Source organism: Zobellella maritima, assembly GCF_003075035.1.
Taxonomy (GTDB): Bacteria; Pseudomonadota; Gammaproteobacteria; order Enterobacterales; family Aeromonadaceae; genus Oceanimonas; species Oceanimonas maritima.
Window position 1 is genome coordinate 1,358,695 of sequence record NZ_QCZE01000001.1, and the last position, 15,618, is coordinate 1,374,312.

14 protein-coding genes are annotated in these 15,618 nt (G+C 60.0%); 9 read left to right on the forward strand and 5 right to left on the reverse strand.

The annotated features are described in order from the left end of the window. Nucleotides 1-206 precede the first annotated feature (206 nt). Together speD and DCS96_RS06205 are read left to right on the forward strand one after the other, a co-directional pair. The gene (speD, locus tag DCS96_RS06200; protein WP_116473440.1) at nucleotides 207-1,019 is read left to right on the forward strand and encodes an adenosylmethionine decarboxylase; all 813 of its coding nucleotides are present in this window, start codon (nucleotides 207-209) and stop codon (nucleotides 1,017-1,019) included. Nucleotides 1,020-1,107: 88 nt separating this feature from the next. Beyond that, complete coding sequence (locus DCS96_RS06205; RefSeq protein ID WP_116473441.1) at nucleotides 1,108-1,983, forward strand: LysR family transcriptional regulator; 876 nt, start codon at nucleotides 1,108-1,110, stop codon at nucleotides 1,981-1,983. Here DCS96_RS06205 and DCS96_RS06210 read toward each other — a convergent pair. Next, nucleotides 1,976-2,758, reverse strand: a complete 783-nt coding sequence (locus tag DCS96_RS06210) for a TSUP family transporter (RefSeq protein WP_116473442.1) — start codon at nucleotides 2,756-2,758, stop codon at nucleotides 1,976-1,978. The genes DCS96_RS06205 and DCS96_RS06210 overlap by 8 nt on opposite strands. A 178-nt stretch (nucleotides 2,759-2,936) precedes the next feature. On the opposite strand from DCS96_RS06210, the gene msrA reads away from it, so the two are divergent. The 4 genes from msrA (at nucleotide 2,937) to DCS96_RS06230 (ending at nucleotide 5,868) form a co-directional block, all read left to right on the forward strand. Beyond that, nucleotides 2,937-3,542, forward strand: coding sequence for a peptide-methionine (S)-S-oxide reductase MsrA (msrA, locus tag DCS96_RS06215; RefSeq protein WP_116473443.1), 606 nt, complete (start codon nucleotides 2,937-2,939; stop codon nucleotides 3,540-3,542). A 15-nt stretch (nucleotides 3,543-3,557) separates the two neighbouring features. Then, nucleotides 3,558-4,028 carry a peptide-methionine (R)-S-oxide reductase MsrB gene (msrB, locus tag DCS96_RS06220; protein WP_116473444.1) on the forward strand — a complete coding sequence of 157 codons (471 nt, stop codon included), beginning with the start codon at nucleotides 3,558-3,560 and terminating at the stop codon, nucleotides 4,026-4,028. A gap of 193 nt (nucleotides 4,029-4,221) precedes the next feature. Then, a complete protein-coding gene (locus DCS96_RS06225; protein WP_116473445.1) occupies nucleotides 4,222-4,566 on the forward strand; it encodes a DOPA 4,5-dioxygenase family protein in 345 nt (114 codons plus the stop codon). Nucleotides 4,567-4,998: 432 nt separating this feature from the next. Further along, complete coding sequence (locus tag DCS96_RS06230; RefSeq protein ID WP_116473446.1) at nucleotides 4,999-5,868, forward strand: oxygenase MpaB family protein; 870 nt, start codon at nucleotides 4,999-5,001, stop codon at nucleotides 5,866-5,868. 168 nt (nucleotides 5,869-6,036) lie between these two features. Here the strand turns inward: DCS96_RS06230 and DCS96_RS06235 are convergent, their stop codons facing one another. Then, nucleotides 6,037-6,216, reverse strand: a complete 180-nt coding sequence (locus DCS96_RS06235; RefSeq protein WP_116473447.1) for a hypothetical protein — start codon at nucleotides 6,214-6,216, stop codon at nucleotides 6,037-6,039. Nucleotides 6,217-6,450: 234 nt separating this feature from the next. Between DCS96_RS06235 and trhO the strand changes: the two genes are divergently transcribed. Both trhO and DCS96_RS06245 read left to right on the forward strand, forming a co-directional pair. Beyond that, a complete protein-coding gene (gene trhO, locus DCS96_RS06240) occupies nucleotides 6,451-7,437 on the forward strand; it encodes an oxygen-dependent tRNA uridine(34) hydroxylase TrhO (RefSeq protein ID WP_116473448.1) in 987 nt (328 codons plus the stop codon). Nucleotides 7,438-7,549: 112 nt separating this feature from the next. Continuing rightward, the gene (locus tag DCS96_RS06245) at nucleotides 7,550-7,897 is read left to right on the forward strand and encodes a carboxymuconolactone decarboxylase family protein (protein ID WP_116473449.1); all 348 of its coding nucleotides are present in this window, start codon (nucleotides 7,550-7,552) and stop codon (nucleotides 7,895-7,897) included. Between the two features lie 21 nt (nucleotides 7,898-7,918). On the opposite strand, the gene DCS96_RS06250 is transcribed toward DCS96_RS06245, so the two are convergent. The 3 genes from DCS96_RS06250 to DCS96_RS06260 form a co-directional block, all read right to left on the reverse strand. After that, a complete protein-coding gene (locus DCS96_RS06250) occupies nucleotides 7,919-11,875 on the reverse strand; it encodes a sensor domain-containing phosphodiesterase (RefSeq protein ID WP_116473450.1) in 3,957 nt (1,318 codons plus the stop codon). A gap of 232 nt (nucleotides 11,876-12,107) precedes the next feature. Then, complete coding sequence (locus tag DCS96_RS06255; RefSeq protein WP_116473451.1) at nucleotides 12,108-12,845, reverse strand: 5-oxoprolinase subunit PxpA; 738 nt, start codon at nucleotides 12,843-12,845, stop codon at nucleotides 12,108-12,110. 37 nt (nucleotides 12,846-12,882) lie between these two features. Beyond that, entirely contained in the window at nucleotides 12,883-14,349 is a 1,467-nt protein-coding gene (locus DCS96_RS06260; RefSeq protein WP_116473452.1) for a RimK family protein, read from the reverse strand. A 134-nt stretch (nucleotides 14,350-14,483) separates the two neighbouring features. Between DCS96_RS06260 and DCS96_RS06265 the strand changes: the two genes are divergently transcribed. Further along, nucleotides 14,484-15,599 carry a GNAT family N-acetyltransferase/peptidase C39 family protein gene (locus DCS96_RS06265; protein WP_116473453.1) on the forward strand — a complete coding sequence of 372 codons (1,116 nt, stop codon included), beginning with the start codon at nucleotides 14,484-14,486 and terminating at the stop codon, nucleotides 15,597-15,599. Nucleotides 15,600-15,618: the final 19 nt, after the last annotated feature.

Below are 15,618 nucleotides of genomic sequence, written 5' to 3' on the forward strand. Positions count from 1 at the left end.
AATTCGCCCCCTATTCTTGCCCGTTGTTGGGTGAGAGCGACTCTACATGGTAATCAGGATGCGTAAGACCCTTGTCTTGCTAACATCAACGAGAATGGTGCGGTTGCCCAGGGGGCTGCCCGCATTCATGGGCTAAGCCCACCTGCCGGGCGCAGGTGGGGACATTTTTGATACCGGGGAACCGGTGCAGTTGAGGATTGGAATAAGTGCTATCGACCAAAAAACTCAAGCTCAAGGGATTTAACAACCTCACCAAAAGCCTGAGCTTTTGTATCTATGATATCTGTTATGCGCCGACGTCGGAAAAGCGCGACGAATACATAGCCTACATAGATGAGATGTACAACGCCGACCGGTTGACAGAAATCCTGACCGAAGCCTGCGATATCGTAGGGGCCAATGTGCTCAACATCGCCCGCCAGGACTATGAGCCCCAGGGCGCCAGCGTCACCATCCTGGTGAGCGAAGAGCCCATCAAGGAATCGGATCAGGTCGACAAGACCGAAACGCCGGGTCCCATTACCCCCGAGTCGGTGGTCGCCCACCTGGACAAGAGCCATATCTGCGTGCACACCTATCCGGAAAGCAACCCGGACACCGGCATCTGCACCTTCCGCGTCGATATTGAAGTGTCCACCTGCGGCATTATTTCTCCGTTGAAAGCGCTGAACTACCTGATCCACCAGCTGGACTCCGATATCGTCACCATCGACTACCGGGTACGCGGCTTTACCCGCGACGTGAATGGCACCAAGCATTACATCGACCACGCCATCCACTCGATCCAGAACTTCATGACCGACGACATCAAGAGTCTGTACCACATGGTGGATGTGAACGTGTACTCGGAAAACATGTTCCACACCAAGATGATGCTCAAGGACTTCGATCTGTCCCTGTACCTGTTCGACGTGGAGCCGGAGAGCCTGTCCGAACAGGAAGCCGAAGTGATCACCGAACGCCTCTACAAAGAGATGCAGGAGATCTACTACGGCCGCAACCTGCCGGACATTAAATAAGCCTCCCGAGCCCGGCCTTCAGCCGGGCTTTTTCTTTCCCCGCAGATACTGGTAAGCTCCCTATTCCACCCAGGAATAGGTTTTCATTATGCTGCTCGAAGGACTGGAAACCCTCTATCTGCTGGCCCGGGAAAAAACCATGGGCAAGGTGGCGAGTCGTTTGTACATCACCCAGTCGGCGGTCAGCAAACGCATCAGTAACCTGGAAGCCCGCCTGGGCAAGAAGCTGGTCGAACCGGACGGCCGCCATCTGCGGCTGACACCGGAGGCCATCGCTCTGCTGACGCGTATCGGCCCCAACCTGAATGAACTCAAGGGAATACTGTTCGACAGCCAGCAGCTGACCGACGACAGCAGGCTGCATATTGCCTGCTCGGAGACCATCCTTGCCGGCTACCTGGGCCCCTTTTTACGCGACTACATGCAGCGGGATCAGCACCTCGATCTGGCCACCCACCACACCCCCGTCATCCTCGAACAGATCCGTGCCGGCGATGCGGTGCTGGGGATCTGCGCCGGCGAAATCATCGGCGCCCAGGGACTGGAAATACAGACCCTGCTGGAGGAGCCCTTTTGCCTGATTTACCCCAGCCGACCCGAATTCGGTCGCCCGCTCCGGGTGATCACCATCGATCTGGGAAACCCGGCCAACCGATACCTGGATGCCCGCCTCAGCCAGGCACAATTATCCCCCTGGATGCAGATGGACTCCTATTTTGCCGCCGCCGAGCTGGGACGCGCCGGCCTGGCGCCCGCTACTGTGCCGCTCGGGGTCGCCCGCCTGATGGGCATAGCCGCGGCGTTTTGCCATTTACCGCCGGCCGGCAGCCGGTTAACCCGTCCGGTCAGCCTGTGTTTCCGGCCCAGCGCGCGCAAACGCGAGCGGATTGCCCGCCTGATCAGCGCCCTGGAACACCACTTCGGTACCCTGAAGCCGACCTTCGACACGGGTTGGCTCAGCTGAGCCAGCCGGCAAACCACTCCGGGTGCTGCTGCCACAGCAGACGGGCCGACATCAGCAGCGACACCGTCACCAGCATGGGTTTGATGATGCGGGTGCCCTGACTGACCACTACCCTGGAGCCCAACCGGGCCCCCAGAAACTGTCCCCCGGCCATCGCCAGCCCGACCGTCCACACGACCTGGCCGCCCAGGATGAAAAACAGCAGGGAAGCGAAGTTGGAGGTGAAGTTGAGCAGCTTGGTGTGGGCGGTGGCCCGTGCCATGCTGAATCCCGCCAGGGCAATAAAACCCAGGGCGAAGAAAGAACCGGTTCCCGGACCGAAGAATCCGTCGTAAAAGCCGACGCCGGTGCCTACCAGCAGCGCGAAGGGGATCACCCCCAGTCGTCGCTGCCGATCCTGGTCGCCCACTCGGGGAGAACATATAAAATACAGGGCGAATGCCGCCAGCAGAAACGGCAGGACCTGCTGCAGCAGGGCGGCATCGATGCACTGTACCAGCAGGGTACCCAGCATGCTGCCGATAAAGGTACAGGCCACCGCCCAGCGCATTCCGGACCAGTCGATCAACCCTCGTCGCCAATAATAGAAGGTCGCGGAAAACGAGCCGAAGCTGCTTTGCAGCTTGTTGGTGGCCAGGGCCATGGTCGGCGGCATGCCGGTCGCCAGCAAGGCGGGTAAACTGATCAGGCCGCCACCACCTGCGATGGCATCGATAAAGCCGGCCACCAGCGCCACCAGCGCCAAGCCCCCCAGGGTGAGTAAATCCAGTTCCATATTCGTTTCTCAGGTATTCATCCGGGCGCTAGCCTAACAGGAGTGTCCCGCCAGAGACAGGGAAAGCAAAGACTGCAACCCATTCCTTTTATTCATCATTCAGGCAAATCGTGCTAATCGTTTAGCCTGGCCCCTCGTCTATGGTAACGTAACGCTAACATTAACGAGGAGAAGTGCGATGACCGACTCCGTTTTAAGCTTGTTGCCCAGCGATTTTCCCGAGGCCGACGACAGCGCCTTTATCAACACCGGACAGCGCCGGCTGTACCTGGCGGGTGGCTGTTTCTGGTGCACAGAGGCCGTGTACCGGCAACTGGAGGGGGTGCTCTCGGTCACTTCCGGCTATGCCGGTGGCAGCGCCGACACCGCCAACTATGATGCGGTGTGCACCGGCCGGACCGATCATGCCGAGACCATCTGCATCGAATACGACAGTACCCTGATAGGCCCAGCCACCCTGCTGAAGGTGTTTTTCGGCATCGCCCACGATCCGACCCAGCTCAACCGCCAGGGCAATGATCAGGGTCGCCAGTATCGCTCTGCTGTATTCTATCAGGACGATGACGAACGCCGGCTGGCCGCCGACTATATCGCCCTGCTTGAAAAGGATTCGGTATTCACCGCCCCGATAGTGACCACCCTGGAGCCGCTGACCGCCTTTTTCCCGGCGGAAGACTATCATCAGAATTATGCGGCGCTGCATCCCGGCCAGCCCTATATCGCCGCCGTGGCTCAACCCAAGGTGGCCAAAGTGCAGCATTACTTTAAAAGCCGGTTGAAATAATAAGGACACCCGATCATGGCACAGACCCCCAGCCCCTACGATCTAAGCCCACCCGAGCCGCAACAGCTGGCCCGGCTGGCCGCCGGCCTGAGCGACGAAGAGCGGCGCATCCTGCTCAATCAGGGCACGGAGCCGCCATTTTGCGGCGGCCTGCTGGATAACAAGCAGGAAGGCAATTACCTCTGCCGGCTGTGCGCTCTGCCGCTGTTTTCCTCGGCCTGCAAATTCGAGTCCGGCACCGGTTGGCCCAGCTTCTATGTGCCCTACCACCCGGACCACATCCGCGAGCTGATCGATACCGGTCATGGCATGCGCCGGGTGGAGATCCGCTGCGGCCGCTGTGACAGCCACATGGGCCATGTATTCCCCGACGGTCCGGCCCCGACCGGATTGCGCTACTGCCTGAACTCCGCCTCCCTGAGCTTTTGCCCCAGTAACGAAGAAAAGCCCGATCCCCTTAACCGGGGTGAAACCGGCTTCCTGTAAGCCCCGGTTTTCGCTACCCGTGCCGCGGCCAACCGGCCGCGCGCACGGACAGGCCGGCAGCCCTTGCTGTACCGGGGCTCCGCCTGGAAACATCGGTTAATAATAATGTTCAATTCCGCTCGGTATGGTTACCATAAGGGACTGCAGGAAAGCGCATCCCTCGGCGCACAATGGCCAAACACCGGAACTCAAGATGTCACAACAACCCGCCAATGTGCATGACCACTATCATGCCCATATTTACTTCGATAACGCCACAGCCGAGCAGGCCGATTCCCTGCGACTGCAGGCGGGTGACTTGTTCGGGGTCGGCGTCGGCCGAATGCATCGGCAACGGGTCGGTCCCCATCTCTACTGGAGCTGCCAGCTGTCTTTCGACCGGGCCCAGTTTGACGATCTGATCCCCTGGCTGGAGCGCCACCGCAACGGCCTGAACATACTGATCCACGGCCGGACCGGTGATGACCTGGCCGATCATACCCGATACGCCTACTGGCTGGGCAAACCCTGCCCGCTCAGACTGGAGGTGTTCACATAACATCGGGGCCATTGGCAACGGCCCCCTGGGATCGACCAGGGTTGCCCCGGCGAGCATGTCTTTTTTGGTGGCCATCTGCCACTCCTTACGAGCTCTGCTGAACACAACACCCATATACCCACTGGCCATGGGTGAAACATTCCGGTACTTGCTTTTGAATTCCACCTGCCAGTAACTAAATAGCTGTTCCTGATTGTGCTACAGAAATCAGGCTCGAACGCAGACTCGCCGTGAGCGCATGACGCTCGATGGTTCAACCCACTGCGAACTTTCACTGGATGTTCGGTTAGCTTGAAACACCTCGTCTCAGCGAGCAAGCTCGCTTCCCAGGGACTCGCACCCTCGATATTGCTGCCATGAAAAGGATGGAGGTATGCTTAGATAGTGGTACTTCGGCACTTACCCGTTTCCCCTTTCGGTTATCATTGCAATATGGAAGTCATTCGACAACATATCGAGCGGCAGGTGATGGGTCTGACCGGTCTGGCGCTGGGCGGCATCGATTACGAACGTCCCCTGGGCGATCCCGGCCTGTTTGGCCCGCACAGCATCTGCTGGCAGGTACACAGCGATTTTCCCTCCATGCTGTGTGGCGGCATCAGCGCCCTGATGCTGCAGATGATGCATCCCCTGGCCCTGGCGGGGGTCTGGGAGCACTCCAACTTTCGCAACGACATGCTCGGCCGGCTGCGCCGCACCAGCCAATTTATCGCCGGTACCACCTTCGCCCCTACCGCCGATGCCTGGCGTCTGATAGAGAGGGTCAGAAAGATCCACGCCAAGGTAACCGGGACCGCCCCCGATGGCCGCTCCTACGCCGCCAGTGATCCCGAATTGCTGGGTTGGGTACATGTCGCCGAGGTGCGTTGCTTCCTCGCCGCGCACCTGCGTTATTGCAACCCGCAGCTGAGTGGTGCCGCCCAGGATCGATACTATAACGAGGTGGCGCGCATTGCCGAAGCGCTGGGCGCACGGAATGTGCCACGCTCGCGCCGGGCAGTGGCAGCCTACCTGGACAAGATACGTCCACAGCTGGTATTCGATGCCCGTACCGCAGAATTATTCACGTTGTTGCTGACGGCCCCCTCGCCCAACCTGCTGACCAAGCCAGTCGGGCGGCTGATGGCCCACGCCGGCATCGATCTACTGCCCCCCTGGGCACTCGCCCGCACCGGCCTGCAGCTCGGCAACGGCAGACGCCGGCTGATACGGCTGGGCATGAACGGCGTGGTCCCCCTGCTGAGATGGTCGATACGCAACGGCGCCTCTCATCGTGCCCGGCGGCGTGTCGCAGCCCAATAGCTGTGCCTTATGGTGCGAGACTGGACCCCGGCCTGGATCCGGACTCGTCAAAACCGCTCCCGGGAACTCCGCCGCACCACCGACCGCCAGGGATGCCAGGCGCTACCGGCCTGGCCGCCGGGTGTCCGGGTCTCGGTCTTGATATGTAGCGGTATTTGGACTGGTGGTTCAGCGAGACGCAAGCGCCTCCACCTCGCTGAAACGATCGACCCGACGCAGGGTTTTAAAGCCCCACATCCAGGCGCCCGCCACCGCACGGGTTGCAATCCCATCCCACACCGCCACCGACCGCGCGATCAGAAAAGGCAGAAAACCGCGCTCTTGCAGTACGCCGCGACGCGGGGACACAGAGGCGATTCGGGACTCATTGACACAATACCTATGGTTGTTTTATGCATCCATCAAAAGGCCAGCAGGGTTAGCACTGAATTCCTCCCGTCATGGCCGATGGGCCGGCAGACAAGGCATCCGCTCAGCAACGGCCATGCGCACTCGTTGAAAATTTGCTATGATCGCCGCCCTGTATTCGAACCCAGTTAACCAAGTCAGCGCCAGACCAAGGTCTCCGGTGCTGGAGGAAATATGACCAAGATTGTCGTCTGCGCCCTGTACAAATTCGTGACCCTGGAAAACCACGCTGCCCTGCGCGAACCGCTGGCCGAGCTGCTCGACGCCGAGCAGATCCGCGGCACCCTGCTGCTCGCCGGCGAAGGCATTAATGGCACGGTCGCCGGCTCCCGTCAGGCCATTGACCGCCTGAAAGCCTGGTTTGCCGATGACCCGCGTTTTACCGGTATAGATTACAAAGAGTCCCTCAGTGACGAACAGCCCTTCTATCGCACCAAGGTCAAGCTGAAAAAGGAAATCGTTACCCTTGGCGTCGAAGGCATAGATCCCCAGCGGGTGGTAGGTACCTATGTGGCACCGAAAGACTGGAATGCGCTGATCTCGGATCCGGAGGTGGTACTGGTTGATACCCGTAACGACTACGAAGTGGGTATCGGCACCTTCAAGGGAGCCCTCAACCCCAACACCGACAGCTTTCGCGAATTTCCCGACTATGTGAAAGAAAACCTGGATCCGGCCAAACACAAAAAAGTGGCCATGTTCTGCACCGGCGGTATCCGCTGCGAGAAAAGCACCGCCTACCTCAAGGAGCAGGGCTTCGACGAGGTTTATCATCTGCACGGCGGCATCCTCAAATACCTGGAAGAAGTGCCCCAGGAACAATCCCTGTGGCAGGGCGAGTGCTTCGTGTTCGACAACCGGGTCACCGTCGATCACGCTCTGCAACCGGGTCACTACGAACTCTGCTCCGCCTGCCGTATGCCGCTGTCGGTCGAAGACAAGCAATCCCCCCATTACCGGCACGGGGTCAGCTGCCACCACTGTCACGACCAGCAAACCCCTGAACAGCGCCGGCGCTATGCAGAACGGGAGCACCAGTTGCAGCTAGCCAGGACCCGCGGCGAGGTCCATATCGGCAGCGACGCGGTCAAGATGGCCGAGCAGCGACGGGCGGAAAAACAGGCCCGCAAGCAAGCTCAGCAGCAAAAGAAAGTCGACTGACGCTAACCCGCTTGTCCCTGCCCTGAACCGCGGGGACAAGCATCTCCCCCTCCTCGCTGGCAAGCTCTTGTAGATAGGCCATAGTAAGGCTAGGCCTCAGCAGGAGATAACCATGAACAGCAAACCTTCCCCCCAGTATCTGAAGTTCAAACAACTGTACCCCGATCTGTTTTCGGCACTCGAAGCCATGGGCAAGGCGGCCAAGCAGGCCGGACCGCTGGATGAAAAGCAGACCCAGCTGGTCCAGCTGGCGGGGGCCGCCGCCAGCCATTCGGAAGGGGCCGTGCACAGTCATACCCGACGTGCCCTGGACGCGGGCGCGACCGTAGAAGAAATTTGCCACGCGCTGATCCTGCTCACCAGCACCATCGGTTTCCCGTCGGTGATGGCCGCGCTCAGCTGGGCCCAGGACGTGATGGAAGGACGTATTCCCCCTGTCGAGCATACCGACTCACCATAGCGACCCGCCGAACAGCCGCACCTATACGGCCAGCTGTTCGGCGGTTTTCAGGCCATCGACCTGGCGCTCGCGCAGGAAAGCCTGCAACTGTTCAAGCGGCATGGGCCTGGCAAAGTAGAATCCCTGGAAGAGATCACAGCCATGGTGTAGCAAAAACGCCTGTTGCTCCCGGGTTTCTATGCCTTCCGCCACCACCACGAGTCCCAACTGATGGGCCATGGCAATGATACCTTGGGTAATGGCGGCATCATGGGAATTGCTGGTTACTTCCCGGATAAAGCTGCGATCTATCTTGATCTTGCCGATGGGCAGGATCTTCAGGTAGCTGAGGCTGGAGAAGCCGGTGCCGAAGTCGTCGATGGCGACACTGACCGCCATTTCCCGCAGGGACTGCAGTATGCCGATGGCGTACTGGGTATTATCCATCAGGATCCCTTCGGTCAGCTCCAGTTCCAGGCAGCGAGCCGGCAGGTCGGTATCGTGCAGTGTGCCTTGCAGCGCCTCCAGAAAGTTGGAACGGTGGAATTGCAGCGGAGACAGGTTGACGGCCACCCGATATTCGCCATCCGGGCTCAAGGCCCGGGTATCGCGGCAGGCCCGCTCCAGCACCCACTGGCTGATGGGGATAATCTGGCCGGTGTCTTCGGCCAGCGGAATAAACTCGGCCGGGGAGATATAGCCCTTTACCGGATGCCGCCAGCGCAGCAAGGCCTCAAAACTGCACACGCGACCGTCCCGGCCTATCAGCGGCTGATAGTGTAATTCGAAGTGCTGATGGTCGATGGCTTCCTGCAATTCGTTTCGAAGCACCACCAGCTGGCCCAGCTTCTTATTGATATCATCCGTATACCATTGGTAATGGTTGCGGCCCTGTCGCTTGGCCTTGTACATGGCCATATCGGCCTGCTGGATCAGCCGCATGGGGTTGGGATGCTTGCCGTCGCTGGCGGTCACCCCGATGCTGGCCGTAATCGAATGTTCATGCTGCTCAATCAGGTAAGGACGGGCAAGGGTAGCCAGGATACGGTCGATGACCGCCACCGACTCGGCGGGATCAGCAAGACCCGTCAGCAGCACCACAAATTCATCACCACCAAAACGGGCGAGCGTATCCCCCGGAGACATCAGCGCCAGCAGGCGCTCGGTAACCTCGATCAGCAGCCGATCGCCAACAATATGCCCAAGGCTGTCATTGATGGGTTTGAAGCCATCCAGGTCGATAAACAGTACCACCAGCTGATTGCCATGACGGCTGGCCAACCGGCAATAGTGCACCAGGCGTTCTTCCAGCAAGACTCGATTGGGAAGGCCGGTCAGGGCGTCATGATTGGCATGATGGGCCAGCTGGGCTTCCTGTGCCTTGCGATCGGATATGTCGTTTTGCACCCCGATAAAGTGGCTGAGCTGCCCTTGTTCATCCCGTACCGGTGCAACATAGAGATCATTCCAGAACGGGGTGCCGTCCTTGCGGTAGTTGCGCAGAGTTGTATGGATCTCCAGCTGAGCAGCCAGGCCCTGGCGGATCTTGGCCACTTCCCGGACATCGGTGTCGGGGCCTTGCAGGAAACGGCAATTCTGCCCGAGGACCTCTGCCTCAGGGTAGCCGCTGATGCGCTCGAACGCCGGGTTGGCATAGACGATGGGCAAATCCGGTCGGCGCGCATCGGCGATGATAATGCCATTGCTGCTGGCTTCCACGCTGCGCTGCAGGATCTGCAACCAGGCCTCGTCCTGCTTGCGCCGGGTAATGTCCTTGGCGATGCCATAGATACCGGTGATCCGTCCATCGATCACGATCGGCAGGCTGGTCACATCCAGAATCCTCTGCTCGCCTGCCCGCCCACGGCTGCGCAGCTCGTGGCGCTGAGGCGTTCCGGACATCAATGCCCTGAACATCTGCTCGCCGTCGGGCAAGTGTTCGGCCTCGACCAGTTCGGAGAAATGCCGGCCGATAATCTCTTCTTCCCTGAGCGCAAGCAACTCGCAGCCGACCCCGTTGACGGTCACCAGGACTCCCTTCAGATCCAGGGAGAATACCGCATCGGGATTATAGGTAAACAGGGAACGGTAGTGCTGTTCACTCTCGGCCAGCTGACGACGATCATGATATCGCTCCAGTGTCAGGGCAAACAGGCTGGCCGCATTTTCAATCAGGCGCCGCTCTTGCGCTGCGGGTGAACCGGTTCGGCGGTAATAGAGGGCAAAGGTACCCAGTACAGTGTCGTCGGTGGCTATCACCGGATGCGACCAGCAGGCGTGCAGGCCATGGGCCAGGGCCAGCTCCCGATAATCGGCACAGCGCGCATCGGTCGCTATGTTGTCGCAGATCACCGGCTGTCGATGGTAGGCGGCGCTGCCGCAGATGCCGGATCCCAGAGGAACGGCGCCCAGCCCCTGTTGGTAACCGACCGGCAGGCTGATACTGGCCGCCAGGTTCAGGACCTGACCACTCTCGTCAAGCAGCAGGGTAGCACACAGGGAATCGGGCAACTGTTGTTCAACCAGTCGGCAGATCGCCTCCAGGGTGCCCTTAAGTGGCGTATCCCGGGCAATCATGTCCTGGATCTGCTGCTGACTCTGCAGATGCAGCTTGGCTGCGCTCAAGTCACGGCTGCGGATCAGGGTCAGCTTGATCAGCTCCAGGCAGATCACCAGCAACAGGCTGAGCGTAAAACCGATCAGTGCCATCCCCAAAAGCAGGTTTGCAGAACGGTTCAGCGCCTGAAAATCGTCAAGGTAACCGACACTGCGCAGTTCGGGTCCATAGGGCAGCCGCACGCCGGATTTGGCGAGCAGCAGGTGATGTCCCTGAGGCCCTGCCTCCCCCCATTCCACCAACGGATGATTGACCAGCGAGGTGTACACCCTGAAGGGGGAAAGCTGAATCTGCGGTTGCAGCAGCATATCGAGGTTGACGATGCTCACCAGGTAGCCGGCCTCATCTCCCAGTCCATCCAGCGGCAGGGCCACCAGGGCAAGGGTCTTGTTGGCCGAATCGCGGATCATCATCCGCGTTTGGGAGCTCGGCTGTGCCAGCCAGTCTTCTACTCCGGGGGCGCTCAGCAGTTGCTGCCCGCTCCGACCACCGGCTTCCCGCGCGTGCTCCCAGACCAATCGATGCCGTGAATCCAGCAGTATCAGCCGCTCGATACTGGGTATATCGCGCAAATACGAACGGATATCGGCCAGCAACAGGCTTTCCGGCGGCATGCTGTCAAACGACAGCCAACGATCGGCCATGCGCTGTAAGAGCCGAATCCGGCTTTCCAGCCGCTGCGACACCGACGCCTGAATATTCGCCACCGTATATTCGCCCTGTTGGCGCAAGCCCTGATTGTGCTCCAGGCTGAGCAGATACCAGCTCAGGCAGGACAAGAAAATGCCGAACAGGCCGGCCAGCAGAGAGTGGCGTCCCAGCATCAAGGGTTGCTCGGCTGCGCCCGTTTCAGCCAACAACATGGCCAGCCCGAATACCACCATAAACAGGCTGGCTATGGTAGAGGTGGCAGGGTGGGGGCCGAGCCAGGAAAACACCTCGGTAAACCAGTGCGCCACCACCAATGTCAGACCCGCTAACAGCAAACCAGCCCCCGTCACTCGCCAACCTTGCCGGGCGGCGGGGTGCACCCTGCCCAGCAACAGGCAGGCGGCAATCAGCATAAACACAGCGGCAACAGGAGGATAGAGGCGGTTGTAGTCATCGGCTCCCGCCGGCAGGAGCAGGCTGTTTCCGGCGATGGCCAGAATAACCAGGCCGGCCAACCTCCCCGGCCACCGGCGGCCCGTCACGGCGCACCACAGGCCCAGCCCGGCAAAGATGGCGGCCAGCGCGCCGTCATAAGAAATGATCAGGCTCAGCGGGTTATCGGGAGCAAGCCGTAATCCGGCCAGCAAGCCGGTCAGCCCCATGATAATACAAGAACCGATGGCCATCAGCAGGTAGGCCTGGCGAGCAATAAGCTTGGTGTCGAGTGGCATCCCTGTACTCTTTATTCTGGTGGCGTCCCGCTGCCGATTTCGTGACCTGCGTTGTTGATGGGCGGAAGCATGTTATTAAACAGGATAGTAACAGCCCGAGTCGGATGACACCATGGACGAAAATTCTCATTTGAGACTTATCCAATACTCTCCATGCGGTCTCTCTGCCCCGCCCCCTCGACTCCCCCGTCCCCGACGCAATCACGCCGCCGTCTCAATTCCGGCTTCGCCCTCAGGCTGACAAGGCCTGCCTGGCTACACGAGCGATAGCAACCGCATTGGCATTATCCCCATGCACGCACAGGGTGTCGGGGGCCAGCTTCAGCACCTTGCCGGTCACGCTCAGTATTTCGCCGGTGTCACGCAAGTGGCGCACCCGCTCGCGGATCTGTTCCACATCATCCAGTACGGCCCCGGGCAGATGCCGGGGCGCCAGGCCGCCATCGTCCAGATAGGCCCTGTCGGCGAAGGCTTCGCGCAGCAGCTCGACACCGGCCGATTGCGCCAGCCGGGTATAGTGACCATGGTTGGGGGTGGCCAGCAACATCAGCCGGGGATGACCGGGCAGGCGGACCAGCGCCTCCAGCACGGCGCGAAAAATGGCTTCATCGCGCATCATGTCGTTATACAGGGCCCCGTGGGGCTTAACATAGTCGAGCGCGGGCAAGCCGGCCAAGGCCGTCAGGGCCCCGGCCTGATACAGCACCAGGTGGGTGATGCTGGCCGGTGCATGGGGAATGCTGCGCCGACCGAAGCCTTCTTTGTCCTGATACCCCGGGTGGGCGCCGATAGTGACCTGGTGCCGCTTGGCCAGTGCGATGGTGCCGGCCATGGTATCCGGATCGGAAGCATGGAAGCCGCAAGCGATGCTGGCCTGATCCAGCCAGGGCATCAGGGCCTCATCCTGGCCCATGGTCCAGGCGCCGTAACTCTCCCCCAGATCGCAGTTCAACAAAAGTTTATGCGGCATTGCTCTTCCCTCTCTCACGATTCCCGGGCAGGCGCGTTCAGCCTGCCTCGAAACGGCGTACAAAGTCCTCGATGACGATATCGTAGAGCCTGTCCTTGAGGAAAACGTCTTCCACCCCATGATCGATATTGGGATTGTCATTGACTTCGATCACCGCCACCCGGCCCTTGCCCTCCTTGATGTCCACCCCGTACAGGCCATCGCCGATTGGCTTGACTGACTTCAGCGCCGCATTGATTACCGCCTTGGGCACCTCGTAGGTGGGCAGGGTGACAAAGGCGCCGGAATCCGCCTCCTTCTCTTCATTATGGCGGTAGATCTGCCAGTGTCCTTTTACCATAAAATACTTACAGGCGAAGATTGGCTGATGATTCAAGATCCCGATGCGCCAGTCAAACTCGGTAAACAGATACTCCTGCGCCAGCACCAACGCCGAGGCCTTGCGCAGCCTGGTCAGGGTATCCTGCAGCTGGGACCTGTCCTGTACCTTGTACACACCGCGAGAAAAGGCGCCGTCGGGGATCTTCAGCACCAGTGGATAGCCCAGATCCTGCTCCAGCCAGTCGGCGGCGTCTTTCTGGCGGGGACTGACCAACAAGGTCTTGGGGGTGGGCACGCCGTGCTTGGTAAAGCTTTCAGCCAGGAATACCTTGTTGGCACAGCGCAGTATGGATGTCGGCGAGTCCATCACCACCAGGCCTTCGTGTTCGGCTTTCTGGGCGAAGCGGAAGGTGTGATGGTCGATGGCGGTTGTCTCACGGATAAACAGGCCGTCGTATTCCGCCAGCCGCTGATAGTCCTTACGGGTAATGATTTCTACATTGACCCCGGCCCGCTCGCCGGCCTTGATAAAACGCTTGAGCGCCTTGGGGTCGGACGGTGGCAATGCTTCGTCCGGATTGACCAGCATCGCCAGATCGTAGCGGCTACGCTTCACCGATTTCGGCTTGCGCCAGATGATGCGGGAATAGGCTTCCAGCGCCTGGGCGAACTGATCTTCCTCCTCCCCCTTCAGCTCCCTGGGCGACAGGGTTCTCAGCCCGGCCAGCTCCCAGCGGCTGCGCAGCTTGAAGGTCAGCTCCATGATCGGGCTCGGCAATCGTTCGAACAGCTCCCGACACAGGGGCAGCAGTCCCGGCTGCGCGCACTGACCGAAATAACTCTTGAGCCTGAGTTCGCGCACCGGCTCATCGCCCGACTCCGCCAGCCGCTGCAACGCCTCGCCCACGCCGTCAAAGCCAAAGGCGAACAGCGCCTTGTTGCGCAGGCTGTTGAGGGTGGCCACCGAGGGAATGACATGCTGCCCCCTGGCCTCGGCCAGCAGCGAACAATAATACCCGTTGGACAGATACTTGTCGGTTCTGCACAGGTTGATCACCCGGGTTCGGGTGGCGTCCCTGCCTGAGCTTTGTTTCAGATAGGTCTGAAAGTCCACCAGGTCCTCACTGGGAAAATAGGGTTCCCACGCGCTTAATTCATCCACCACCAGTATCAGCTGGGCCATGACAGCTCCTGAGTCACAACGCTTTGGAATAGCCTAACACTATACTCAAAGTCCGCTCCGGATCATGGAAATTCACTCGCCGCCGGTTTTTTTTTGACGTATGTTGAAGTGACCCATCTGCACCAAGGTCGCATATGTCAGATCTTGCACTCCGTCCCGCCCTCAAGATCGATCTGCCGGCGCTGGAATTACTCGAAAACCGTAGTTTCAGCCAGGACAGGATCAGCCGGCGCAGCTTTCAACGCTTTATTGAACATCCCCGGGACCTGCTGCTGGTCGCCGAGCGACAACAGCAGCTGCTGGGCTATATCCTGGTACTGTTCCGCCGCAATACCCGCCTGGCCCGGGTATATTCCATTGCGGTGGACCAGGCTGCCCGTGGCCAGGGCATCGCCCGGGAATTGATGCTGGCCGCCGAAGCCGGCGCACTGGAAAAAGGCGCCGTCTTCATGCGCCTGGAAGTACGTGCCGACAATCAGGCGGCCCAGGGACTTTATCAGCAACTGGGTTACCGCCAGTTCGGTGTCCACCATGATTACTATGAGGATCATCAGGACGCCCTGCGCTTTCAGAAACGGATCCACAGCTATCATCCGCTGACCGGGGCCAAGGAGGTGCCCTACTATCGCCAGACCACCGAATTCACCTGTGGTCCCGCCTCGCTGATGATGGCGGTCAGCGCACTGAACCCGGATTACCAGCCGGAAATCGATGAAGAACTGCAACTGTGGCGTGAAGCCACCACCATCTTCATGACTCAGGGACACGGCGGCTGCGGCCCCCACGGTCTGGCGCTGGCAGCCCACCGACGCGGCTTCGAGGTGGGACTGATGCTCAACCAGCCGGGCCCCCTGTTCGTCAACAGCGTGCGCACCCCGAACAAGAAACGGATCCTGGAGCGGGTGCATGGCCAGTTCCTGGCGCAGATGGCGCTGCTGGGTATAGAGCCCCAATACGGCAATTTTACCCTTGCCGATCTGGAACAGGGACTGGCCCGGGGCCGGTTACCACTGGTACTGATCAGCACCTATCACCTCGATGGCCGCAAGGCGCCCCACTGGGTGCTGGTATGCGCCATGGACAAGGAGTTCGTCTATATCCACGATCCGGACATCGATGAAGAGGCGGGCGAAAGCCCGGTGGACAAACAATACCTGCCCATCGAACGCAGCCGCTTCGACCGCCTGGCCCGCTACGGCCAGAACGGCTTGCGCACCCTGGTGTGGGTATCGAAGACAGCTTCCCCGTAGGAGGGCGGGGAGAAGCCCG